This is a genomic window from Collimonas sp., from assembly GCF_039923675.1.
GTDB lineage: Bacteria > Pseudomonadota > Gammaproteobacteria > Burkholderiales > Burkholderiaceae_D > Collimonas.
In genome coordinates, this window is record NZ_JBDTCG010000004.1 from 50,479 (window position 1) to 71,644 (window position 21,166).

Genomic DNA, 21,166 nt, shown 5'->3' on the forward strand with positions numbered 1-21,166 from the left:
TGAACGTTTCCTGAAGACGCGGGGCAAGCGAAAATCTTCAGCTTTTCTTCACGTGAGGGTGCTTAAATACCAAGATATGAAAATACTGTTGATTGAAGATGACCTCGACCTCGGCAACGGCGTCCGCATCGCCCTGTCCGACCAAGGGATGGACGTGGTCTGGGTACGCCAGCTGGCAGATGCGCTGCGCGCCCTCGAATCCGATACCTGCGACCTGATCCTGCTTGATCTCGGCCTGCCGGACGGCGACGGCCTGAGCCTGCTGACGCGCTTGCGGCGCGAGAAAAACGGCTTGCCGGTCATCATTCTCAGCGCCCGCGACGCCATCGCCGATCGCCTGCTCGGTCTCGACACCGGTGCCGACGATTATCTGGTCAAGCCATTTGTGCTGGTCGAGCTGATATCGCGGGTGCGGGCGCTGGCCCGGCGCAGCTACGGTTTCGACGGCGAAACCCTGGATTTGCGCGGTCTCTCGCTGCATGCGCCGACCCGCCGCGTTACCGTGCAGGAGCAGGCGGTGGAACTGACTGCCAGCGAATACACCTTGCTCAGCACCTTGCTGATCCGCGCCGACCGCGTGGTGACGCGCCGCATCCTGGAAGAACTGGCGCTGCCCGGCGGCCAGGGCAACTCCAGCAATACCCTGGACGTGCACATGGCCAATTTGCGTCGCAAGATAGGCGACGGCTATATCCGCACCGTGCGTGGCGTCGGTTTCGTGATAGACCTGCAGGCGCCGGCCCGCGGCATTCGCAAATGATGCTGCACTGGTGGAGCTGGCTGCTGCGGCCGACCCTGGTGCGACGCCTGCTGCTGGCTCAGATGCTGCTACTGACGGTGCTATGGAGCCTGTTCATCGGTTACGCCATGTTCGAAACCAGCCGGGCGCCCGGCCCGATCAACCTGGACCGCACCTACGAGGCCATCTTCGGCGTCGCCGAAAACCTGGCCGACAATCCGGAGCGTCAACTCAAAGTACTGCACATGATCGACCTGGCGGTGCGCGAAGGTTATGGCATCGGCGGCGATACGCCGAAGCTGTCGCCCAGCATCCGGGTACGGCAGGGAGAAAAATTGCTTTACCAATCGGAAGACATTCCGCGCGGTATTCATAACAGCCGCCTTGACGATGCGGAAACCATCTACGTCAACGGCGTGCGCTGGCGCGCTCGCACCTTGCAATCGCGGCACTCGGACACGCGTGTCACCATCATCGTGCCGGCGGATGCGATTGACATGCTGATCGACATGAATTCACGCGGCTATTATTCCCTGCCCTTGCTGATCAGCCTGCCTTTCCTGTTGCTGCCGGCGTGGCTGTCGATACGCGTGGCTTTGCGTCCTTGGAGCCGCATCGCGCGCGAGGTGGCTGCCCGTGGTCCGCACAACCTGGCGCCGCTGGGCTTCAAGCCCAAGCATCTGGAGCTCAGTTCGATGGTCGACCGTATCAATAGCCTGCTGCTGCGCATCAGCGACAGCGTGGCGCGCGAACGCAACTTCATCGCCGACGCCGCCCATGAATTGCGCACCCCGCTGGCCGCCATGCGGGTCAATGCGGAAGCCCTGCAAAACCAGGCCGGCGACAGCCAGCAACAACAACTGCTGACAGGCATATTGAGCAGCAGCAATCGCGCCACCCGCCTGGTCAGCCAATTGCTGCTGCTGGTGCGCAGCGACGCCATCGCCAACGTCGCACTCGACCGCCTGGCGCTGGGTACGCTGGTACAGGACCGCCTGGCGATACTGTCGGCACTGGCCCAGGCACAACATATCGAGCTGGAACTGGCTTCCGAAGGCGAGTTCTTCATTCTGGGTCACAGGGAAAGCCTGGTGTCTCTGATCGACAACCTGGTCGACAACGCCATCAAGTACAGTCCGGCGGGCGGGGTGGTTGTGGTCGGCCTGCACCACGACCACAACCAAGTCGCATTGCATGTGGCGGATCAGGGACCGGGTATCTCCCCGGCCTTGCGTGAGCGTGTATTCGACCGGTTTTTCCGCAATCCCGACCAGACCCAGAGCGGCAGCGGACTGGGACTGGCAATTGCACGGTCTGTGGTGCTCCAGCATGGCGGACAAATACAGCTGCATGCGGCCGAAGGCGAGCAAGGCTTGCTGGTGGTGGCGAAGTTTCCCCTGGCATGAGCAGGGATTCGGGTTCGGCAGCGGCTTTACTCGCCGCGCTCGCTGCAGCACGGGCAGGCATGATGTCCGCTCATCAGATGCGGTGGCGAAATTTCCTCGCTCTGCGCCACGCCGCGCATGAAATCGGCCAGCTGCTTTTCCATGCCGGCCAGCAGATCGGCCCTGGCCTGCGGCGGGTTATCAACGGCGTCGACGGCGAGCCAGTGTCGGGCAGTGTCTTTGTTCGTCATTTCTGTTCCTCCGGCTGGCCGTAGTACTTCTCGCAGATCTTGATCCGTTCCCGTCCCTGATCCTTGCGCCAGCGGTTGCTGTCGCGCAGCGAGTAGACGCAGCCGCAATATTCCTGCTGGTAGAAATTTTCGCGCTTGGAGATTTCGATCATGCGCGCCGAACCGCCCTGCTTGCGCCAGTTGTAATCCCAATAGGTGATGCCGGGATAATGCGTCGCCGCGCGGGCGCCGCAATCGTTGATCTGTTGCATGTCCTTCCAGCGCGAAATCCCCAGCGAACTGCTGATCACCGGGAAGCCGTGTTCATGCGCATACAGCGCGCTGCGTTCAAAACGCATGTCGAAACACATGGTGCAGCGCTTGCCGCGCTCCGGTTCATCTTCCATGCCCTGGGCACGGGCGAACCAGTTGTCGAGGTCGTAATCGGCGTCGATGAACGGGATGCCGTGCTGTTCGGCGAAGCGGATGTTTTCATCCTTGCGCAGGGCATACTCGCGCTGCGGATGGATGTTCGGATTATAGAAATAGATCGAAAAATCGATCTCGCTGGCGATCAAGGCTTCCATCACTTCGCCCGAACACGGCGCGCAGCAGGAATGCAGCAGCAGTTTATTGTGCCCGCCCGGCAGCACGAGTTTCTGGCGTTGGGTCATGACAGATATACCTGAGAAATGCGCCGCATTAGAAGTAACAGTCGAAACAACGGCGCGAACTCTCAATTGAAGCGGCTCGCGATAATTGTGGCTAAAAGAATGCGATAAATGGGGTCGTCATAATTTACACATAGAGTAAATTAATCACAAATTCTTGTTTGAACACTGAAAAAATGTCCGCCTGGGCATTTTTTTCGTCTGAGCAGGATAGCTCTACTTACATTTGTAAAAAATCGTTAACCGTGTGGCAATAATTACTTGTGGCACAATAACCATTACTACATCCAATAGGCTGGGTCGTTATGGAAAATCCACAAAGAGCATTCGAAGCGATACGCGCGGGAGTCAGCCAGCAAAACCGCCTTCTTAAACTCGATACACCGCTCGGCGCCGATGTCCTGCTGCCTCATCGCGTTGTTGCCCATGACCGCCTGGGGCGTGGGTACACCTACACCTTGGATGTGCTGTCCCTGCAAAGTGATATTGAACTTAAGGAACTGATCGCCAAGCCGGTCACGTTGTGGATCCAGCAGGTCGACAAGCGCAGCTATCTGCCGGTTCACGGCTATGCGCACCAAGCCGGCATGCTCGGCCACGATGGCCAGTTCACTGTCTATCAATTGGCATTTTCTTCCTGGCTGCATTTTCTCCAGTACCGGCAGGATGCTCGCACTTGGCAGGATAAGACCACGGAAGACATCCTCAGCGATGTATTTGACCAGCACGCCGAGGCACGCGGCAATTACCGATTCGATCTGAGACGGCCCGGACCGTCGCGCTCCTATTGCACGCAATACGAAGATTCATGGAATTTCGCGGCGCGCTTGATGGAAGAAGAAGGTTGGTATAGTTATCACGAACAGAAGCCGGATGGCTCAGGCCATACGCTGGTGATCACCGATTCGGTGCATCAGTTGAAGCCGCTGGCGCCGGAAGAAATCCGTTTCCACCGTGCCGGCGGCAACGATGAAGTCGACAAGATCACGCGCTGGGGCGGTCAGCGCAAATTGCTTAGCAGGCAGCTATCGACTGTCACTTACGATTACAAATCGCCCAACAATAACAAGACCACCAATACCTACATTCTCGACGGTCATGGGGCAGTGCCGAACCAGCTGGAAATGTACGAATACACCGGCCCATATACGTACCTCGAACGGGACCGTGGCGACAAGCTGGCCAGGATCAAGGTCGAAGCCTGGGAGTCGCAGGCCAAGCGCTACTTCGCCTGGTCGAGTGTTTCTCGCCTCGCCGCCGGCGTCGGTTGTTGGTTCAGCCTGGCCGATCATACGGACCATGATCGGGACGCCGATCAAGACCGCCAGTTCATTGTCATCGGCCTGAACTGGTACATCGAGAATAACCTGCCGCTGTCGACGACCGTCAATCATTTCCCCGGCAGCCTGGAACAGCAAATTGCCGATGCCAGGCAGCAGACCGCGGTCAGCGACAAGATCAGCAACGAACCAGGCGGCTATTGCGTCAACAGCATCGAGGTACAGCGGCGGACGGTGGAATACCGCAGCCCGTTTGAACATCACAAGCCGGTGATGCACACGCAGATCGCCACGGTTGTCGGCCCAGAAAATGAAGAGATTTATACGGACTCCCTCAACCGGGTCAAGGTTCTGTTCCCCTGGAACCGCTTGAACCCGGGAGATGAGAAGGCGTCTTGCTGGGTGCGAGTCAGCTATCCAAACGCAGGGCGAGGTTATGGCGCCCTCAATGTGCCGCGTAAAGGCCAGGAAGTTGTCGTGACCTTCCTAGGCTCAGATCCTGACCGGCCGCTGATTACCGGACGGGTCTACAACGGTGTGCAGACGCCCGATTGGCACACCGATGGCAAACTATCGGGCTATAAATCCAAGGAATATAAAGGGTCGGGCTTCACGCAGTTAGTGATGGACGACAATACCAACCAGAACCGGGTGCAGCTCTATAGCAGTAATACAAACGCCCAGCTCAATCTGGGTTATCTGGTTGGGCAGCAAGGCAATACCCGCCAGGCATTTTACGGTTCGGGGTTCTCGCTGAATTCAGATGCATTTGGGGCCATTACTACTCACCAAGGGCTTTACATAAGCACCTTCGGCCGCCCCGGCGCGCAAGGATCGCAGCTGGATGTACGGGAAGCTCATCAGCAACTGGAAGCTGGTCAGAATCTCACCAAATCGTTGTCGGATACGAGCGTTAAAGCCAACGCCGAAGCCCTGGACGGCCAGGAGTCGCTGAAAAAATTCACTGACGCGACACAAGACAACTACAAGGGCGAAAACCAGCAACAGGCCAATCGTTTCAAGGAACCGGTTCTGCTGGTAGCATCGCCGGCCGGCATCGGCCTGACCACGCCCAAGAGCACACACATCCATAGCGGTGAAAACATCACGCTGTCGTCGGGCACCGACACCAATCTGGCGGTTGGCAAGAGCCTGGTGGCCAGCATCAAGGAAAAGCTCAGCCTGTTTGTGTATAACGGCGGCATCAAGCTGTTTGCAGCGAAAGGCAAGGTCGAAATCCAGGTGCAAAGTGACAATCTGGACATCATTGCCGAAAAAGTGCTGCGTCTGATTTCCACCACCGACAACATTGAAATTTGGGCCAAGAAGGAAATCACCATCGGTGCCGGCGGGTCTGCTGTCAAGATCAATGCGTCGGGCATTACCGATTTGACCAGCGGCCAGCGGATCATTCACCAATCAGATTTCTCGCTGACCGGGCCGCAAACCTTGTCGCACCCAATGCCTAATTTCCAGCGCGGCGAACTGAAAACCAAATTTAAGCCGTCTGCCTAAATCACATAAGCGAGAATCCATCGATGTTAATCAGTCCCCCATTTCTGTTCGGTACCGATGACGCGAGCATCCTTGACGCTGGATTGAAGAATGTCGCTGCGCGTGAATCGACAACGCAAACGCCGGAAGGAAATTTTCCAGTCAGCCAGAGCTTGATGTGGCATACCGGCCTGCATTTGCAAGCGCCGGTGATGGACAGTCAAGCTTATACCCCCGTTCGAGCAATCGCCGATGGTAAAGTCTTGTTCGTCAACCGGCCGCGTCCGAAGGTAGACGATGTCAATCATCCGCAAGCCTACAATCCCTACGGCGACACTGCCAGCTGGATCGACAACGGCATGATCATCATCGAGCATGAAACAGAAATCGGTGCGGATGGCGATACGCCAACCAAGATCAAATTTTATTCGTCATACCTGCATCTTTCCAGAATCCAGCTCGGGATCATCAATGATAAACAGGTTTATCGCAAAGATATCCTTGGTGAAACCGGTGAAATATTCGGGCACGCCGGTGAAATGGAGATGTCGATTTCTTGTGGCGCGGATGAACTGAAAAAACTGATTGGTCGTGATCCTTTGTGGCAAGACCCGAAACAAGCGCCCACCAAGGATGGCCGGATCGACAGTCTATTTGGCAATCTCTATATCTATCTTCCAGCTGATACACCGATCAGTACTACTGCGCCAACCAGTCATCTGAGCGCGACAAGCAGTAAGACACTTGGTACGGCACAATGGGTAGAAATCAATTACACCGATGGCCAAGGCACACTCACTACCTACGCGATTGACGGCAACAAGGGTAATACAGCAGGCGTAGAAAAAGATTTTGAATACGGCCTTTACGACGAAGCCAATGTCCGCCACAAAAGCGTGGCGGGCGCAGGTGCTACAGACAGCAGCCCCAGCGGCTGGTATGAACTGTTGCGCTTTGGCCGTAACCTGGGGCGCAGCGCTGCCGACAAAGACCCTTTGCCCGCCAACGCGGCACATTGGCGCCAGATCAAGACGGTCGATGGTCAAGATGTCTGGACAGACCTCAACGCTCCCGGTTCGTTTAAATTCAGTGACGCCGATTTCTTGCCCATGATGGGCTGGAATTGCTACGGCGATGACAGCAAGCCGGACGATCAGCGCTGCGATTCGGCCAAACTCAAAGACTTGATCGTCGATCCTAGTGACCCTGACAGCAAAAACGATGATAAGAAATTGGCAATGCGCTTGGGATTGCCAGAGGTCTTCCCCAAATTGGCGCGCACGATCTGTCAGTTCCCGAACGAGTGGGACAAGGATACGATCGTCACGCGCTATCAGTGCCTGAAGGAAGAAGCCGAAGCTACGGCAGACGGTACGATAGAGGGCTGGCTGGCATTTGAAGATCATCTCAAGATCATGGCATTCGAAGCGCTGCCTGCCGCATTCAAGGCAGCGGACTGGCATTTTCATCCGGCCGAATTTATTCGAATCTTGAGAAAATGTGGGTGGCTGAGTGCTAAAGAGTTGGAACAACTTATTCCCAAGTTTGCGTTGCGTACCACGAAAAATGGATGGGTTAGCGAACCAGTTCATCCGCCTTCGTTATCTAGCCCCCGGTGGCTTTCTCGAATTACTGAGTTGAACAAATCTAACCGGAAATTTGGGGTAACAACACCGGCCCGCATTGCTAGTTTTTATGGAAATGCTTTACAAGAAACGCAATGGCTTACTTTATTCCGAGAGTCCAACAATGACAATGGCGAGCCATCAGCACGCTACTATCCGTGGGATGGACGCGGATTCTTCCAATTGACCTGGCCGAACAACTACATCAGGTACTGGGAGTTCAGAGGCAAAAGTATTGACGCAGATTTGAAGGCGCGACTTAGTGCAGCGGCAAAGACGGCAAATAGTACGCGAAGCAATGTGGGATTACAGGATGCGGCAGTCAAAGTGCCGCAAGAAATGATTGATTGGCGGGAAGGTATTTTGAAACCAGCGGCGACGTCTCTTTTTCCTAATTACGACCTTACCAATACTGCTGGTGCATATTGGGCATGGTCCGGTGCGGCAAAAAGTGCTGACAAAGTTGGGAGCAACGACCGGAAGACAGTCGCCGGTCCTAAGGGGGCGTCGTTCATCTATTATGAACATCGACCATTTGGAGAGGTCGCCGCAACGGTCAATGTTGGTAGCCCAAGTGATAAATTCACCAGTATTTATGGTGTACAGGCGCGTTTTCAAGCATTTTCGGTTGCACAAGCCGTGCTATTTGATCTCCCACAGTTTTCTTATGGAGATGGCTCGTTCAAAGAAATACCTGAAGGCGTCGACTTAAGGAGAGAGCAGTAATGAGTTTTTTTAAGACAAATTATGTATTGATTGCGTTACTTGGTGCCTTTCTCTGCGCTAATTCGTTCGCTAGTGAAAAAGAAATAGGGGGCCATCTTCAACCTCATTTCGTAAGTACTGGGGAGAACATTTATACCGGCCCAGGTATTGCGGCGGTTAAACCTGGAGGGTGTCCGTTGCAGATGGCGCTACAAAAAAATGAACGACTATTTCTTGATTCAAAAAAACGCTATATCAGTTTGAATTACAAGCCGCCAATTAAATTTGCACAGCCTGATGGCGATTCTGGCTACTATGATTTTCGCTGCTATCTCGACGATGCGTTCAACGACGAATTGAGTAGTACCCGAAAGCTATACACAACCACTGTTGGAAGTTTAGGTATTTCCGCTGAGAATACTAAAATCACAAAAGACGCGCCAGAAATACAGATGCGCGCCATCCGCTTTAGCGGAAAAAATTGGGACGGTATCGCTATCGCCAAGAATCATATGAAACCGGGTGACGTCGTTTTTATGTCTAGTAGGAACGTGGATTTCTGCATGTTTGGCAAAAATCAAGGGTTCTGCGGATCTGCGGATGTTGACGATTTGGACAGGCCTTTAAGTCGTAAATTGGAACGAGTGATCAACCAGTTGAAGCGCATCGAATTTATTGATGACGGTGATACCAAAGATCAATAGACATTCCTTCTGAAACTGTCGCAAACAGAGTGCTGCTGCACTCTGTTTGGTAGCAGCAACGCTGCCATTGGTTAGTCGATTTAAAACAGCTCCCCCAGCGCCGCCGGCTCCCAGTTCAAAATCACCAACTCCTTGCTGGTTTGCGGTGCGCCATGATTGTTGGCCACCGCATACTTGATATCCAGCCCCATCATATGAAAGCCCGCGAACACCTGGCGAATGTCAGGGTGGTCGTTGATGCTGACCATTACCTTGCCTTTGCAGGTACGCATGAAGCTGGCCATCTCTTCATACTGCTCAAAGCCAAACGGCACGCCATAACCCTCAGTCTGCCAGTACGGCGGATCAAGGTAAAAGAAACTGTGCGGCCGGTCATACCTGGTCATGCAGTCCTGCCAGGTCAGGTTTTCGACATAGGTGCCCGCCAGGCGGATGTGCGCTGCGCTCAGGCTTTCCTCGATCCTGCAGAGGTTGATCGCCGGGCCCGTCGTGGCGGTGCCGAAGCTCTGGCCGTCGACGCGGCCGCCGAAGGCGTGCTGCTGCAGATAATAGAATCTGGCCGCCCGCTGGATGTCGGTTAGGGTCTCGACCCGGGTCAACTGCTGCCATTTAAAAATCTGGCGGCTGGTGATGGCCCACTTGAACTGCCGCACGAACTCTTCGAGGTGATGCTGGACGACCCGGTACAGATTGACCAGGTCGCCATTGATATCGTTCAGCACCTCGGTCTTGGCCGGCATCGGTCGCAGGAAATACAGCGCGGCGCCACCGCAGAACACCTCGACATAGCATTCGTGCGGTGGAAACAGCGGTATGAGTTTATCGGCGAGGCGGCGTTTGCCTCCCAGCCACGGGATGATCGGAATTGAGTCCATCTTTTACTACTCCTGGTGCAGATGCTCGGCGGCATTCTGGTAAGGAGCTCTCGGCTCTCAAATCGTTTATCGTGCCGCAACGTGGACACTTGATGCATAGATGCCGGAAATCACCGACACCGAGTTTCTTATGGCAGCTGCCACAGCGGATTTCCTGCATTTGTAAAACCTTTACAAATTATGCTAGGCTTCGTCCCGCCTCCGGAGGTGGCGCGGCCTTGGCCAAGCTGGCAGGTACTGTCTGCTGGTGCGGGTCGTATCAGGTGTTACTGCACCTGATACGTCGCCGCGTCTTTTAACGTTCGTAGGTGTAACCGGTCAACCAGACCGTCAAGCCGCTGGTGTCGCTACCTCCCATTTTGTAAGCGAATTTTTGTGCGGCCGTCAGCATGATTGGCCCCAACATTTGGCGCGCATTACGCAAAAAGCAAAGAATGCTGGTAGCCGGATCTGCGCCGGCGTCTGTGTTGCTGATGAACGCAACGTTGCCGGCGACTGAAGACCCATTTTCAAGGAAGGCTGCGGCTTTCCGGCTGGTTATTGGGCAGGCAAGCGAACAATCAACGTCAGTCGGCGCCGTCGCCACACCGTTCAGCAGGACTTTCAGGTTTGCGTCATTCACGTCCACCAGGTACATGACTTCGCCGTTGGCCGAGTTGTGATTGAAATTCATCACGCTGCCGCCAGTCGTGGTCCGAATGCTGCCGATGTAACGCCTTGATGTATCGCCAGTCTTGGCGCGAGCCGTGCCGTTGTAGGGAACCGCCGGCGGCGTCGTCACAATCTCGATATCCGGCACGCCGGCATTCAAAAACAAGTAAACGTGATAGAACGTATTGGCCGTCAGCGCCAGGGATGCTTTGGTAATCACGGTGGCCACCGCCATCAATGCATTATCGGCCGGCCTGTTGGCCGAACCTGTACTGAGCGATATCGATGTCGTACCGTTAAAGATCATTTTCAGGCCACTGATATTGCCCAGCGATTGCGCTGGATAGCCCCAGACGGTAGCGTTATACATCAACACCACCGGCATCCCATTGGCGTCAGCTTGGTCCTCGACAGCGACTTCCCAGCCTTTACGCGGCACGTAGTACTCCCATGCCGGCGTGGCCAGCATCGCAGTCCAGCGCACAATCTGATTCGTGTGGCCGGCCCAGGCTCCGGTAGCAGCGGCTGGGATCAGATAGCGGTCACCGTTGGTTGGCGACGCCGGCGGCGCGGTGGTGGTCGCGCTTTTGACGGTCGCTTGCACCAGGCCATCTACTCCGCGCCACAGGCGTACCAATTCGGCGTAATGCTGTTCGCCGAAAGCCCCGTTTTCTAACAAGCCAAGATTCGGCCCACTGCTTAAACTCATGGTGTTGCTCCTCCTAATAAATCTCCAAGATCAAAACCCAAACCGTGGCGCTCGACCATAACATCGTGGTTTTGCAGGGAATCGACGCCATTGCGCGAGGCGCTCAGCACCAGACGCACCGTCTGCAGGTAGCCGTCGGCTGCCGCGTCGACGTCCAGGTAGGTCCAGCTGGCAGCGGTCAACCCCGTGACGGTCCGTTTCAGGGTGGCGCCGCTATACACCCGCATCACATAGATGGTGCCGCTTTCCGGGCCGATATTGCCCTGCAGGGTGTCGATCAGCTGGTCGGCCTGCAGTCCCCGGTCACGGAAGCTGTAAGAGACCGTCAGCGGCCCGCTGACGATCGACGGATAGCGCTGGCCGTTGAGCTGGACATTACCCGGCGGATAAGGCCGGTATTGGCGCTGCACCATCGTTAAACTGTCGATACCGGCCAGAGTTTCAGGCAGCAACGCCGTACCAGTGCGGGTCAGCAACTTGACTTGCACCGCCAGGCCCGTGGTGTATTCGGTCTGGTCGACGCCGTTGGCATCGTCATAAAACCAGATCCGGGCGCCAGCGGCATGGCCGAATGGCACCGTATCGCAGCAGCCACGGCCAAGCGTGATCGCACCGGTTAGCGCGTTGATGCTGTCTATGCGGACGATTTCATCGTCGATCACCGCCGCGCTGCCGACACCCACCTGCTGGAGATCGGTGCCGGCGCCGACCGTGATCGTCGTGTCCGTGCGGCCGATAGCGGCGACCAGCTGCGCCGTCGACGCAAAACTACCGGTTCCGCGATCGATAAAGTTGCCACCGGACCCAACCCGGTCCAGTAACGAAAAATTGAGAGACAAGGCAGTCGGCCGCTGAGCGATCGCCATCAGGTAGCCTGCGCTCGGCGCCAGGCTGCCCAGGTCGGCGGCTCCGAGCTGGTGCGCCAGATCCCGATATGGCACTTCCATCAGCCGGCGATTGACGACCGCTTGGGCGCTGGTGTCAGGTGGCGTCCAGCCAGGCGGCTGCACGCCCACATAGCTGGTCGCCGGCAGGCCGAAGACGTCCTGCAACGCCGTGATCGTGATGGTGCCATTGGTTAGCACGCCGTCCTCGATCCGGCCGGCGCGCAGCACCATGTTGCTGATATTGCGTTGTGGGTCGCTGATGCGGAAGACGCTGCCGGGTTCGACCTGGTAACCGCGCCTGTCTAAGCGCACTTTAAACCGCTTTACAAAGCCGGCGGCGGCACGCAGATCACGCTGGGCGACGCGCAGCGCCAGCTCCGGCGTCGGAATCCCTGGGTAATCGGTGGTTGTGCCGGCAATGGCTCCCGTAGACTGGATGGAAGCGCCATTTTGCACGCGCACTTGGCCGTCGCTGCCGTCGCCTGGTCGTATGTATTTCACGATCACATCATTGGTGCCGGCCGGCTGGGCGCCGCTGTCATCGTCATCGATACCGAGCAGGCCGGAATCGTAGGTGAACAGCGGCAAACTGGCCGGGTCGTAGTCATCCCGGATCAGTCGCAGTTTGATCAGGCCCGTGGTCCGGTCGGTAAATTGCGCGCCGCCCACATGGTTCAAGATGGATTGCACGAAATTCGCCAGCGAATCCGTCCGGCGCCAGCGCAGGCACAGCCCAAAGCCCTCGACAAAGCACTTGTCGGCCGCCGCCCGGAAGGCGGCATCATCGAGGCGCGCCCGTGGCAAACCGCGTCCCCAGCGCCTGTCGGTTAAGCACTGATACAGGATATGCGCCGGATTCATCGCCTTTATGGCACCGCCGGCCAGCACGATAGTCGCTTTCTCCGGGTACCAGGTAGCGCCATCCCAGCCTTTCTGCGACCGGCGCCAGCGCATCTTCCACGGCTTCGGATAGGCCGACATGCTGCACATCAGCCCGTCGAAGAAACAGGTAGTGATGCCGCGAAACGCTGGCACCAGGCCGCCCAGCATGGCGGCCAGTCGCGCATTGACTGGCTGGGTAGGTGCGCCCATCATGACGTCCAGTGTGCCGACAATGCCGCCTTCCTTGTCATCGCCGCCGAACAGATTGGGCGCGTTGATGGCGATGCTGGCGTTGTCAAGGACGCTGCCGCTCCAGGCGGAACGGTCGCCGACCTTGATTTCGACCAGTTCATCATGCTCACACAGGCCAACGCCCATCTGCAGGCCGAAGTAATACCGATAGCCGACGACGGTGGAACGGCGCTTACCCATTGTTCACCTCCGGACTTGCTTCTGCCAGCGCGTGATCGACGACCTGCTGCGCCAGCGCATCGTCGGTGGCCAGCAGTACCGACGCCGGCAGACCATTCAACACAAAATCGGACCAGTCCAGCTCATGACGTGCGAACCAGGCTCGCGCCCCACGGGCACAAAAGCCGATATCGCCGCTCCAGGCGGGGACGGTATAGATGTGCCGAGATGTAATCAGAAGATCATCAGGCATTGGTAAATTGTCTGTCATTTTTTGATTTCCGATGTCCGGTAGTTCCCGACGCCCAGTACCATCCAGTCCTCGACCCAGCAGTCGCCAAAGATCACTGCCTGTGCGGTACCCTCGGTGGATTGCGGAAAATCAAAGTCTTCGAACGCAGCGGCTTTGGGTACGGCCGGCTTGGGTGCCAGCGCCACGCTCAGGATGTACGAGACGACCAGAATGGCCAGTTGAATCCACATAGTAAAAACTCTCCTAAAAGATGGGCGTGCCGTCGAATGGCGATTTACCCGGCATATGCCAGACGCCGCCGTAGTTGGGTACGTTGTTGAATTTGTCGTTGCATACCTGGATCACGCGGCTGCAGCCTGGATAGGCAGTGACAGCAAGGCCAAGGCTGACGCCGTCGCTGCCGCCCAGGAGGTTCAAGGTACTGCCGGCATGGTCCTCAATGCCGCGCCGCTCGATCTCGCCGCTGCCAATGTCCCATTCGATGTAACCGCCAGAAAACCACCCATCAGGCCGGGATGCAAACGTGCCTGAGCTGATGGCCGCGCCTGTCAGATCCTGCACAGTCGCGGCCACCTTGTAGCCATTGCGGTCGGCCTTGCAGCTGGCGTCAAAAACGTTAAACGGGCAATTGCGCGACCAGCTGAGGGTCAAACCGGAGCGGTCCATGCTGGCTGAGAGCGACTGGCACACGATCTCGCATTTGTTCGGTGCCGGCCGCTTCACTGTGGCAATGCTGCCGACCCAGCTGACGACAGCCTCCGTCTCGCCATAGTGCATATCGCGCACCGTAACGCCAATCTCGGCCGATGGCGGCACGCCGCGAAACGGGCGGACCACCTCGATATCCCAAGGCGCCGTGATGGTCAGGGCGTCGGCGCTGGTCTCGCCGCTTTGGCGGATGCCGTCGTCGCTGATGGCTTTTGCCAGGTACGTCAAGCCACCGTAGACGATATCCCGGTCGGCGCTGCAGTAGGTCCAGCGCAGCACGCCGCGCTGGAAGTCATACAGGCGCACTGGCTGGCCGTCAACCCGGCTGCGCTCCCGCAGATCATGCGTCATACCTGGTGCTCCTAAAAATCGTCTGTGCGTTGGCCACGCCGTCGCTGTCGGTGTCGTGATGCAGTTCGATTTCGTCCTGGTCCTGCCGGCAGAGCGTCATGTAGCAGATGCGCTGCACGTCGGACACGGCCACTGTGCGGCCGAGAACGGCATCGATCGCCAGGCGCTCGACGGTCGTGCTGATTTCGGTGGCACCCGTGATACGGCGATACAGAACGGTGCCGTCGGTCAACCCAATGCTGATATCGCGTCGGCCAGGCTTGCCGGCGGCGAACCGGGTATAGCCGACATACTCAATGTCCATCGTGGTGTCGTTCGCTGAGACGACTGTCGTTAAGGTGAAATCGTCGGCGAAAGTAGGTAACCAGAGTTCCTTCTGACGCCCACGGAGGGCGTACAACAGACTGCGGAAAGCGGCATGCTCCCGCCGCCCCTGCAGCAGCCACCGATGGCCTTGGACAGTAAATGCCTGGTCGGCCGTGTCGGTCAGTACGGGGATGCCGGTGTCATTGTCCAGCGTCAGCAGCAGGCGCTGGTAGGCGGCCGTCAGATCCTCGGATTCTTCCGGCCGGGTTTCCAGTACAGGCAAGCCGCGATATAGAGATCCCGGCATCACCGCCGGCCAGTCGCATGGCTCAACCATCGTAAATTGCACCTCGACGGTAGAAAGCCGGTCGGTAACCCTTTTCGGCTCCGGTTGCGTCAGCAATTGCGCGCTGCGCATGGGATACAGCCGTGTGCCCATTGCCCACGCTTGCTGTGTTCCACGCACCAGCTGCAGCTGGGTCGGCGTGGCTGCGGCGATTTCGACGGTCTCGTAGTCGTAGGCCGTTTCCCCGCGCAGGAGCGCCAGGCCGCCGGCACGAAAGTCGCGGTCAGTCGTATCACAAGCGATGATCTGCGCACCGAGCGCAACGTCCACCGTCAGCCATTGCTGGTCAATCCATATGGGCAAAGCCCAGATTCGTGCGCTCCAGCCGAACAGCATCAGGTCCATCAGCTTGCGTTCGCGGCCTTCCGCGATGATTTTGGCTTCCATCGTCCGGCGCGGGGCAAGCCGGTCAGCGCGCCGTTGTTCGGTGCCGTTCGGACTAGTCATGATGTCGGTCAGCCAGGTCAGGCGTTCTACTATGCCGTCAGCCCAATCCGGCGCCAGCGTCCAGGCAGTGATCCGGTTGCCGGTAACACGCAAGGTCGCCGTGTCTCCTGCAAAGCGCCAGGACAACACCTGATCCAGTACGGCCGGGCCATCCGGCGTAATACTGACCTGCCAGGCGGTATCCTTGAGTGGCGTGAACAGCATCGGCACCGCGTCGGCGCCGATGACCGTCAGTCCAGTGCCCTGACCATCAATGGCGTTGAGTGTTTTAGCAACGAAATAGGCGTTAAACACTCGGACGATAGCAATTTGTGCGGATACGACGTTGCCCAGCGCCAGGGTGGCTGGCCGGATATGGATGCGATTATAAAAATCGTCGCTATAGGACCGTGCTTTCTGGACCGTGATAGCGCGGCCGTTGGCGCCAATCGGAAAATTGCGGGTCAAGACGATCTGTTGCTGGCGTGTTACCGGCGACGTATAAGGCGGCCAGCCCGCGACCCCAGAGAATTTATACAGTGCGCTGGTCAGATGTGGATTGACAATGCCACCGGCGGGAGAGCGGACCGCTTGTGCAGTAATAGTGCCCATGTTTATGGCCCGTCGTAGCGAATGGCCCAGCCCATCGTGCCTGTGCCCTCGATGCCGGTGCTGGTGGTGGTGCCGTCGCGGTAAGCACTGACTTTTTTCCACCAGGGATAGACTTTCCAACGGTCTGGGCCGAGCGTGATGATGTCACCTGGCGCGTAGTTGTCGATGCGCAGATAGCGGCTATGCTGCATGTCCGCCACCAGTGACACCTTATTGCCCGACGTGCGCGGGATACAGACCTGAATCGGCAACAGGTTCGATTCGCTGTTCCAAATATTGGGTAATACCTTTTGCAACACGCCGGCGCCATAGATGCCGGATGCAATGTTGTTGTTATAGGTGCCACCGGACCAAGTTCTGGCATCTAAGCCGTGATGAATAAAGGCATTACCGTATGAATTTCCATCTTCCGACCCGACGCCACCGTTAATTCCCTGGGTGGAATAGAAAAATGCGGGGCACGGATAATAGCTATTCCCGCTATCCGGTGCGATGGAGATATAGCCAGGAATATAAAAATTGCCGGCGCATGTCGCCGCGCACCATACGCCGGTACCAGGTAGACCTTGCACCGTCGATTGCCCGAACGCTGCCCACTGATACTGGTCGACGTTGTAGTTGATTACCAGGTAGATCTCGTCGACCTGGACGTGGATGAAATAACTTAATGGCCAGGTCAACGCGGTAAAGGCCATGTTGCCTATCTGTCCGATCCGAACCGGCACCGGCTGCGCACCGGTCAGGTTATTGTTGCCATCTATGCCGATGCCGGCCTGAAAGGTCAAATAGGCGCCGACCACGGCGATGTTGACGTAGACATTCCCCTTATAGACGACATTGCCGGCGCCGGTCCAGCCATTGCTGGTGCAAGCGCTGACGATGGCGTTCTTGATAGCGCCCAAGTCATTGGCGGTTCCGGAGGTATAAGGCATCAGGCGTCCAATCTCATGGCGATGTAATCGGTAAAACCATTGCGGCCGACGTCCTGCAGCACCACGTAGTTGATACCGGCAATAATGAATGTGTTTTCTGTCACGTTATCGAAGCCGCTGATGTAAAAGATGCCGTCCAGCTCGCAATACATGCCGTTGGCATCCATCAAGATGATCGGCAGAATCGGATAATTCGCGCCCGTGTCGCGCAGCTGCGTGGTGCCTGCCAGTACTGGTGCGTTCCAGGGCCAGGTATCCGTTTGCAGCCAGGCGCCGCTGTTAAAGCGCAAACGCAGGTTGGCGGTTTGGCCTGAGCGCGTGCCCCGGTACGGAAAAGAGTGACCCGTGTCAGAAAAGCGCACCGCCGGCACACCGTTCAACATACCGCCGATGACCAGGGGGTATGGATATTGGCTCGGCAAGGTGCGCGTCAATCCGTAACCGGCATACACGTGCTCATAGACTGGCGTGCCGACTTTTAGGCCCAGCGCAATGCGATTGCCGTTCAGAGTCAGCCAGTAGTCGATACGCTGGTTGTGCGCGGGTATGCCGGACAGAACAGCGCCTGGTTGTGTATCAAAAGTATTGCCGGCGACGTAACCGGTAAATCCGGCCACGACCAGGTTGTAGTAATCGCTGGCCACATCCTGATAGGTTCTGAAACCGATAAAAATCTGCTGATCGCCAGATAAACCTGGTCCCTGCAGGATGAGTTCACGATTGGCCGATACCGCGTCATAGCGCAGCACGGTCCAGCCGTTGCTGCTTGTAAAATCGCGGATTTTTTCCAGCATCTTGTAGTGGGCCAGCATGGTGCTGTTATCGACAAAGCCGACGGCGTTGGGCATGGTGTTAGGCTTTCAGAATAGAACGGAATTTGCCGGGGTTGCGGCTAAAAACGACTTCCAGCAGGTGTTCGCCTTTCGGGCCTTTCAAGGCATCGACGATACTGTCGTCGTCCAGCAGGCCGACCACGCGCTGGTTGAGCGTCACAGGGCTGGCGCTGCTGCTGCCCTTAGCCGCCATCTGGACACGCGGCGCAATAGGCGCCGCCATACTCGACATACCGACGACACCGCCCTCGGCGTAACCGGCGAGACCAGACAAAGCCGCCATGCCGTAGCGATTGAAATTATTCAAAAACGACATGGCGCCTGGCTGGCGCACCACTTCCGAGCGGGTCACGTGTTCGCCCGCGTGGACGATGCCGGCAGGATCGTATTTGCCGCCATCTCCGGTATAACCGCCGTCCGAGAAAAGCGAACCGGCCATCGACGCCACACCGCCGGCAGCGCCACTGGCAGCTGACCCACCGGCGGCAGCCGTCGCAGCCGACAAGGCAGCAGTCAAGGCCGTCGCCGCAGCTGCTGCGCCGGTCATTGCGGCGGACGCCGCACCCGTGCTGGCAGCGACCGCAGTATTACCGGCCGCGCCACCCGCATCGCCACCTGCAGCGCCACCGATCAACTGCATAACACCCGTCGTCGCCTGGCTGGCCAACTGTCCCGCCGCCCAGTTCGCCATTCCTTTGACTAGGTCAGACAGCAAGCCCCGCACTGCGTCGCCAAGGGATTTGGTGCGATTAACCAGGCCGTCCAGGGCATTGGCAAAGCCGGACTCAAAACTTTTGCTAAAGGCCGCGCCGAATTCGTTGGTGGCCACGCGTAGCTGCGCGGTCTGGATTTTGAGGTTGGCGACGCCATCGGCCAACTTTGGATCGCGGGTAATACTGGCCAGTTCATCCATTTTCGGGATTAGCGCGTCGACTTGCTCAGCCGTACTCTTGTGCAGCGCCACGACTTGCCTGCGCGCTTCGATCTCACTAATGAGACCGGTCAGCACGTTGAGCTGGATAGTTTTTTCGCCACGGGTCTGGTCGCCGAAGATCTGCTGGACCTGCTGCTGCAGGTCGGCCAGTGCTACCTTGGCCTTCTCAATCGTCTCCAGATCCGCCAGCTTTATCAGCGTGCCGTCCTTGTCGACCGATGGATTGGTGGTGACGGCGAGATCCGCACGCAGCTTTTTAAAACGCTGCTCGATCTTGGCTGCGGCCGCTTCGGCACTGCGGCCGGTCGCCTGCAGCAGCTGCTCGTTCAACGCCGCCAATTCATCGGGAATGCGCTTGTTGATTTGGGCGACGTTGGTTTTATCACGTAAAACCTTGTCGAGATTGTCCGCTTGTGCCGCCAGCGCCTGCAGCTGCTGCACTTGCGCGGGCAGGAGCTTGGCGCCTTCCTTGCTGAACTTCAGCCATTCGCCAAGGGCGGCCGCCCGCAAATTCTCACCGGCAGCCTGGCCGGCGTCGAGGTTGTTGATCTTGGTTTGTTCACTGGCGATGGCCTTAGATAATTCCAGCTTCTCGCGCATAAACGCCGATTCCACAGGGTCCGACTTGGTTCTGGGCGATTTGGTGGCGTAACGCGCATTAGTGAGTTCGACTTGCCGGTTGTACTCCGCCTGGTTGATGATCCCTTCCACGACTGCTTTGTCCAGCGCTTCGATCTCGGTCTTGCGTTGCTGCTCACGGGTGATATTGGCTTCGGCCACCTTTTTATACGCTTCGCCAACGGCAATGCGCTTTTCGTCGGCCTTGATTCCGTCGGCCTTGCTGGCAGCTACCTGGCGCTCGGAGGCAATCTCTGCTTCGCCGGCGGCAATTTTGTCCTGTAACTCCTTGCGGCGGCCGGCCGTCAGCTTGATTTTGGCTTTATCGTCACCGGCAAAGCTATCCAGGTCGCGCAGCTCCAGCTTGTCGAAACCCAGCATGTCTTCCTTGGTCCGGTTACCGGATAAGGTTTTTGTCATCTGTGCCCATGCCTGCGACGCTGCTGTCGCCACCTCTTTCCACATCGCAGCCAGCCCGGCGACGTTGCCGGTGAGCGCCTTGGTATGCTCGGCCAGTTTTTGCGACAGCACCAGCTGGGCTTCTTCGGTGCGGCCTTGCTCCTGCAGCGTGCGGATGTATTCCAGATCCTCCCAGATCAGGAAATGCAGGCTTTTATTCAACTCCTCTGCGCCCTTGGCCGGATCTTTGAACAACCGCATCAGATCGGCGGTGGCATGGTCGACGTCCTGGCCGGTGGCCAGCGCAAACGCTTTGACTGCGTTGGTCAGGTTGCCGATAGTGTCGCGGCCTAGCTGGCCGGAGGCGACCATACCTTGGGCGATGGCACGGGCATTGCCGAGACCGACGCCACTGGCGGCATTGGCTTGCACGGCCATCTCGTCGAGCTGGCCAGCGGTCACTCCAGCATAGTTGCCGGTGGCCTGGATCGCCAGATTAAACGCCTTGGCATCCTGTGCCCCCTGTATATAGGCAACCGCCAGCGTGCCAATGGCCGCCGCTGCTATCGTCACTGGGTTCAGCAGCAAGCCCATTGCGACGCGGGATATGTCGGTGCGCTCAGCCAGCACCATCATCGAACCAGGGATACGAGAGAAATTACCCGATATCGCCTCATGGGCGATCACCATCAACTCGCGGCGCGCCCCGACGGTCTCGATCCCCAGCTTCTTCATGGAGTCCGACGCTGCAGCGCCGTGACCGGAGGCAGCACTCAGCGCCAGCTCTTCAGCCCGGGCTGCCGCCTTGGCTGCATCTTCGTCACGGTGCCAGGCGTCAATCTTGGCGCCGATCGCTGCCGCCGCTTTCTGCTCTTCAGCGGTCAAGCCGGCTTGCTTGGCCCGCATGGCTTCCAGTTCGGACCGGTTTTTACCCAGCACGTCATACTGCAATTGCAGCTTTTGCAGATATTTACCGGTGTTCTGATCTGCCTGCGCTGTGGCTTTGGCCCAAGTATCCTGCGAAGCGGCGGCCGCACGGCTGGCACGCGTCACGTTATCGGTGGCAGCGCCCAGCGTATCGACGCTTTTGGTGACGGTAGCCAACGCCGCCGGTGCCTGGCCAACATCAGCTTTGATCCGTAGCGCCAGTTCAAGATTGCCGTTGCTCATGGTAGGTGTTGGTTCTCTTGCAAAGCTACC

General features: G+C 57.6%; 18 protein-coding genes. 5 read left to right on the forward strand and 13 right to left on the reverse strand.

The window, feature by feature from the left end; all coding sequences use genetic code 11:
• Positions 1-76 precede the first annotated feature (76 nt).
• Both ABI171_RS00595 and ABI171_RS00600 read left to right on the forward strand, forming a co-directional pair.
• The gene (locus tag ABI171_RS00595; protein WP_348090684.1) at positions 77-760 is read left to right on the forward strand and encodes a response regulator; all 684 of its coding nucleotides are present in this window, start codon (positions 77-79) and stop codon (positions 758-760) included.
• Entirely contained in the window at positions 757-2,145 is a 1,389-nt protein-coding gene (locus ABI171_RS00600) for an ATP-binding protein (RefSeq protein ID WP_348090685.1), read from the forward strand. The genes ABI171_RS00595 and ABI171_RS00600 overlap by 4 nt, the downstream gene beginning before the upstream one ends.
• A gap of 26 nt (positions 2,146-2,171) precedes the next feature.
• On the opposite strand, the gene ABI171_RS00605 is transcribed toward ABI171_RS00600, so the two are convergent.
• Positions 2,172-2,375, reverse strand: coding sequence for a hypothetical protein (locus ABI171_RS00605; protein ID WP_348090686.1), 204 nt, complete (start codon positions 2,373-2,375; stop codon positions 2,172-2,174).
• Complete coding sequence (locus tag ABI171_RS00610; RefSeq protein WP_348090722.1) at positions 2,372-3,037, reverse strand: epoxyqueuosine reductase QueH; 666 nt, start codon at positions 3,035-3,037, stop codon at positions 2,372-2,374. Before ABI171_RS00610 ends, ABI171_RS00605 begins: the two co-directional genes overlap by 4 nt.
• A 293-nt stretch (positions 3,038-3,330) precedes the next feature.
• On the opposite strand from ABI171_RS00610, the gene ABI171_RS00615 reads away from it, so the two are divergent.
• The 3 genes from ABI171_RS00615 to ABI171_RS00625 are packed head-to-tail and all read left to right on the forward strand — an operon-like array spanning position 3,331 to position 8,833.
• Positions 3,331-5,820, forward strand: a complete 2,490-nt coding sequence (locus ABI171_RS00615) for a type VI secretion system Vgr family protein (RefSeq protein ID WP_348090687.1) — start codon at positions 3,331-3,333, stop codon at positions 5,818-5,820.
• Positions 5,821-5,843: 23 nt separating this feature from the next.
• A complete protein-coding gene (locus ABI171_RS00620; protein WP_348090688.1) occupies positions 5,844-8,150 on the forward strand; it encodes a M23 family metallopeptidase in 2,307 nt (768 codons plus the stop codon).
• Positions 8,150-8,833, forward strand: a complete 684-nt coding sequence (locus ABI171_RS00625; protein WP_348090689.1) for a hypothetical protein — start codon at positions 8,150-8,152, stop codon at positions 8,831-8,833. Before ABI171_RS00620 ends, ABI171_RS00625 begins: the two co-directional genes overlap by 1 nt.
• An 80-nt stretch (positions 8,834-8,913) precedes the next feature.
• On the opposite strand, the gene ABI171_RS00630 is transcribed toward ABI171_RS00625, so the two are convergent.
• The 11 genes from ABI171_RS00630 to ABI171_RS00680 all read right to left on the reverse strand — a co-directional run bounded on the left by ABI171_RS00630 (position 8,914) and on the right by ABI171_RS00680 (position 21,136).
• On the reverse strand, positions 8,914-9,708 hold the full coding sequence (locus ABI171_RS00630; RefSeq protein WP_348090690.1) for a DNA adenine methylase: 795 nt from the start codon (positions 9,706-9,708) through the stop codon (positions 8,914-8,916).
• Positions 9,653-9,868, reverse strand: coding sequence for a Com family DNA-binding transcriptional regulator (locus ABI171_RS00635; protein ID WP_348090691.1), 216 nt, complete (start codon positions 9,866-9,868; stop codon positions 9,653-9,655). Before ABI171_RS00635 ends, ABI171_RS00630 begins: the two co-directional genes overlap by 56 nt.
• Before the next feature lie 135 nt (positions 9,869-10,003).
• Entirely contained in the window at positions 10,004-11,068 is a 1,065-nt protein-coding gene (locus tag ABI171_RS00640; protein WP_348090692.1) for a DUF2793 domain-containing protein, read from the reverse strand.
• Positions 11,065-13,269, reverse strand: coding sequence for a phage tail protein (locus ABI171_RS00645; RefSeq protein ID WP_348090693.1), 2,205 nt, complete (start codon positions 13,267-13,269; stop codon positions 11,065-11,067). The genes ABI171_RS00640 and ABI171_RS00645 overlap by 4 nt, the downstream gene beginning before the upstream one ends.
• Complete coding sequence (locus ABI171_RS00650; protein WP_348099200.1) at positions 13,262-13,501, reverse strand: hypothetical protein; 240 nt, start codon at positions 13,499-13,501, stop codon at positions 13,262-13,264. The genes ABI171_RS00645 and ABI171_RS00650 overlap by 8 nt, the downstream gene beginning before the upstream one ends.
• A 14-nt stretch (positions 13,502-13,515) precedes the next feature.
• The gene (locus ABI171_RS00655) at positions 13,516-13,731 is read right to left on the reverse strand and encodes a hypothetical protein (RefSeq protein WP_348090695.1); all 216 of its coding nucleotides are present in this window, start codon (positions 13,729-13,731) and stop codon (positions 13,516-13,518) included.
• A gap of 13 nt (positions 13,732-13,744) precedes the next feature.
• Positions 13,745-14,560 carry a phage BR0599 family protein gene (locus ABI171_RS00660; RefSeq protein WP_348090696.1) on the reverse strand — a complete coding sequence of 272 codons (816 nt, stop codon included), beginning with the start codon at positions 14,558-14,560 and terminating at the stop codon, positions 13,745-13,747.
• Positions 14,550-16,250: a hypothetical protein gene (locus tag ABI171_RS00665; protein WP_348090697.1), complete on the reverse strand. Its 1,701-nt coding sequence runs from the start codon at positions 16,248-16,250 to the stop codon at positions 14,550-14,552. The genes ABI171_RS00660 and ABI171_RS00665 overlap by 11 nt, the downstream gene beginning before the upstream one ends.
• A 2-nt stretch (positions 16,251-16,252) precedes the next feature.
• Positions 16,253-17,182, reverse strand: coding sequence for a hypothetical protein (locus ABI171_RS00670; protein WP_348090698.1), 930 nt, complete (start codon positions 17,180-17,182; stop codon positions 16,253-16,255).
• Positions 17,182-18,030, reverse strand: coding sequence for a hypothetical protein (locus ABI171_RS00675; protein WP_348090699.1), 849 nt, complete (start codon positions 18,028-18,030; stop codon positions 17,182-17,184). Before ABI171_RS00675 ends, ABI171_RS00670 begins: the two co-directional genes overlap by 1 nt.
• Positions 18,031-18,034: 4 nt before the next feature.
• Complete coding sequence (locus tag ABI171_RS00680; RefSeq protein ID WP_348090700.1) at positions 18,035-21,136, reverse strand: phage tail length tape measure family protein; 3,102 nt, start codon at positions 21,134-21,136, stop codon at positions 18,035-18,037.
• Between the last annotated feature and the right edge of the window lie 30 nt (positions 21,137-21,166).

Coding starts and splice junctions, on each gene's coding strand:
- ABI171_RS00595 (WP_348090684.1), top strand. CDS start 77: ATGAAAATACTGTTGATTGAAGATGACCTCGACCTCGGCAACGGCGTC.
- ABI171_RS00600 (WP_348090685.1), top strand. CDS start 757: ATGATGCTGCACTGGTGGAGCTGGCTGCTGCGGCCGACCCTGGTGCGA.
- ABI171_RS00605 (WP_348090686.1), bottom strand. CDS start 2,375: ATGACGAACAAAGACACTGCCCGACACTGGCTCGCCGTCGACGCCGTT.
- ABI171_RS00615 (WP_348090687.1), top strand. CDS start 3,331: ATGGAAAATCCACAAAGAGCATTCGAAGCGATACGCGCGGGAGTCAGC.
- ABI171_RS00620 (WP_348090688.1), top strand. CDS start 5,844: ATGTTAATCAGTCCCCCATTTCTGTTCGGTACCGATGACGCGAGCATC.
- ABI171_RS00625 (WP_348090689.1), top strand. CDS start 8,150: ATGAGTTTTTTTAAGACAAATTATGTATTGATTGCGTTACTTGGTGCC.
- ABI171_RS00630 (WP_348090690.1), bottom strand. CDS start 9,708: ATGGACTCAATTCCGATCATCCCGTGGCTGGGAGGCAAACGCCGCCTC.
- ABI171_RS00635 (WP_348090691.1), bottom strand. CDS start 9,868: ATGCAGGAAATCCGCTGTGGCAGCTGCCATAAGAAACTCGGTGTCGGT.
- ABI171_RS00640 (WP_348090692.1), bottom strand. CDS start 11,068: ATGAGTTTAAGCAGTGGGCCGAATCTTGGCTTGTTAGAAAACGGGGCT.
- ABI171_RS00645 (WP_348090693.1), bottom strand. CDS start 13,269: ATGGGTAAGCGCCGTTCCACCGTCGTCGGCTATCGGTATTACTTCGGC.
- ABI171_RS00650 (WP_348099200.1), bottom strand. CDS start 13,501: ATGCCTGATGATCTTCTGATTACATCTCGGCACATCTATACCGTCCCC.
- ABI171_RS00655 (WP_348090695.1), bottom strand. CDS start 13,731: ATGTGGATTCAACTGGCCATTCTGGTCGTCTCGTACATCCTGAGCGTG.
- ABI171_RS00660 (WP_348090696.1), bottom strand. CDS start 14,560: ATGACGCATGATCTGCGGGAGCGCAGCCGGGTTGACGGCCAGCCAGTG.
- ABI171_RS00665 (WP_348090697.1), bottom strand. CDS start 16,250: ATGGGCACTATTACTGCACAAGCGGTCCGCTCTCCCGCCGGTGGCATT.
- ABI171_RS00670 (WP_348090698.1), bottom strand. CDS start 17,182: ATGCCTTATACCTCCGGAACCGCCAATGACTTGGGCGCTATCAAGAAC.
- ABI171_RS00675 (WP_348090699.1), bottom strand. CDS start 18,030: ATGCCCAACGCCGTCGGCTTTGTCGATAACAGCACCATGCTGGCCCAC.
- ABI171_RS00680 (WP_348090700.1), bottom strand. CDS start 21,136: ATGAGCAACGGCAATCTTGAACTGGCGCTACGGATCAAAGCTGATGTT.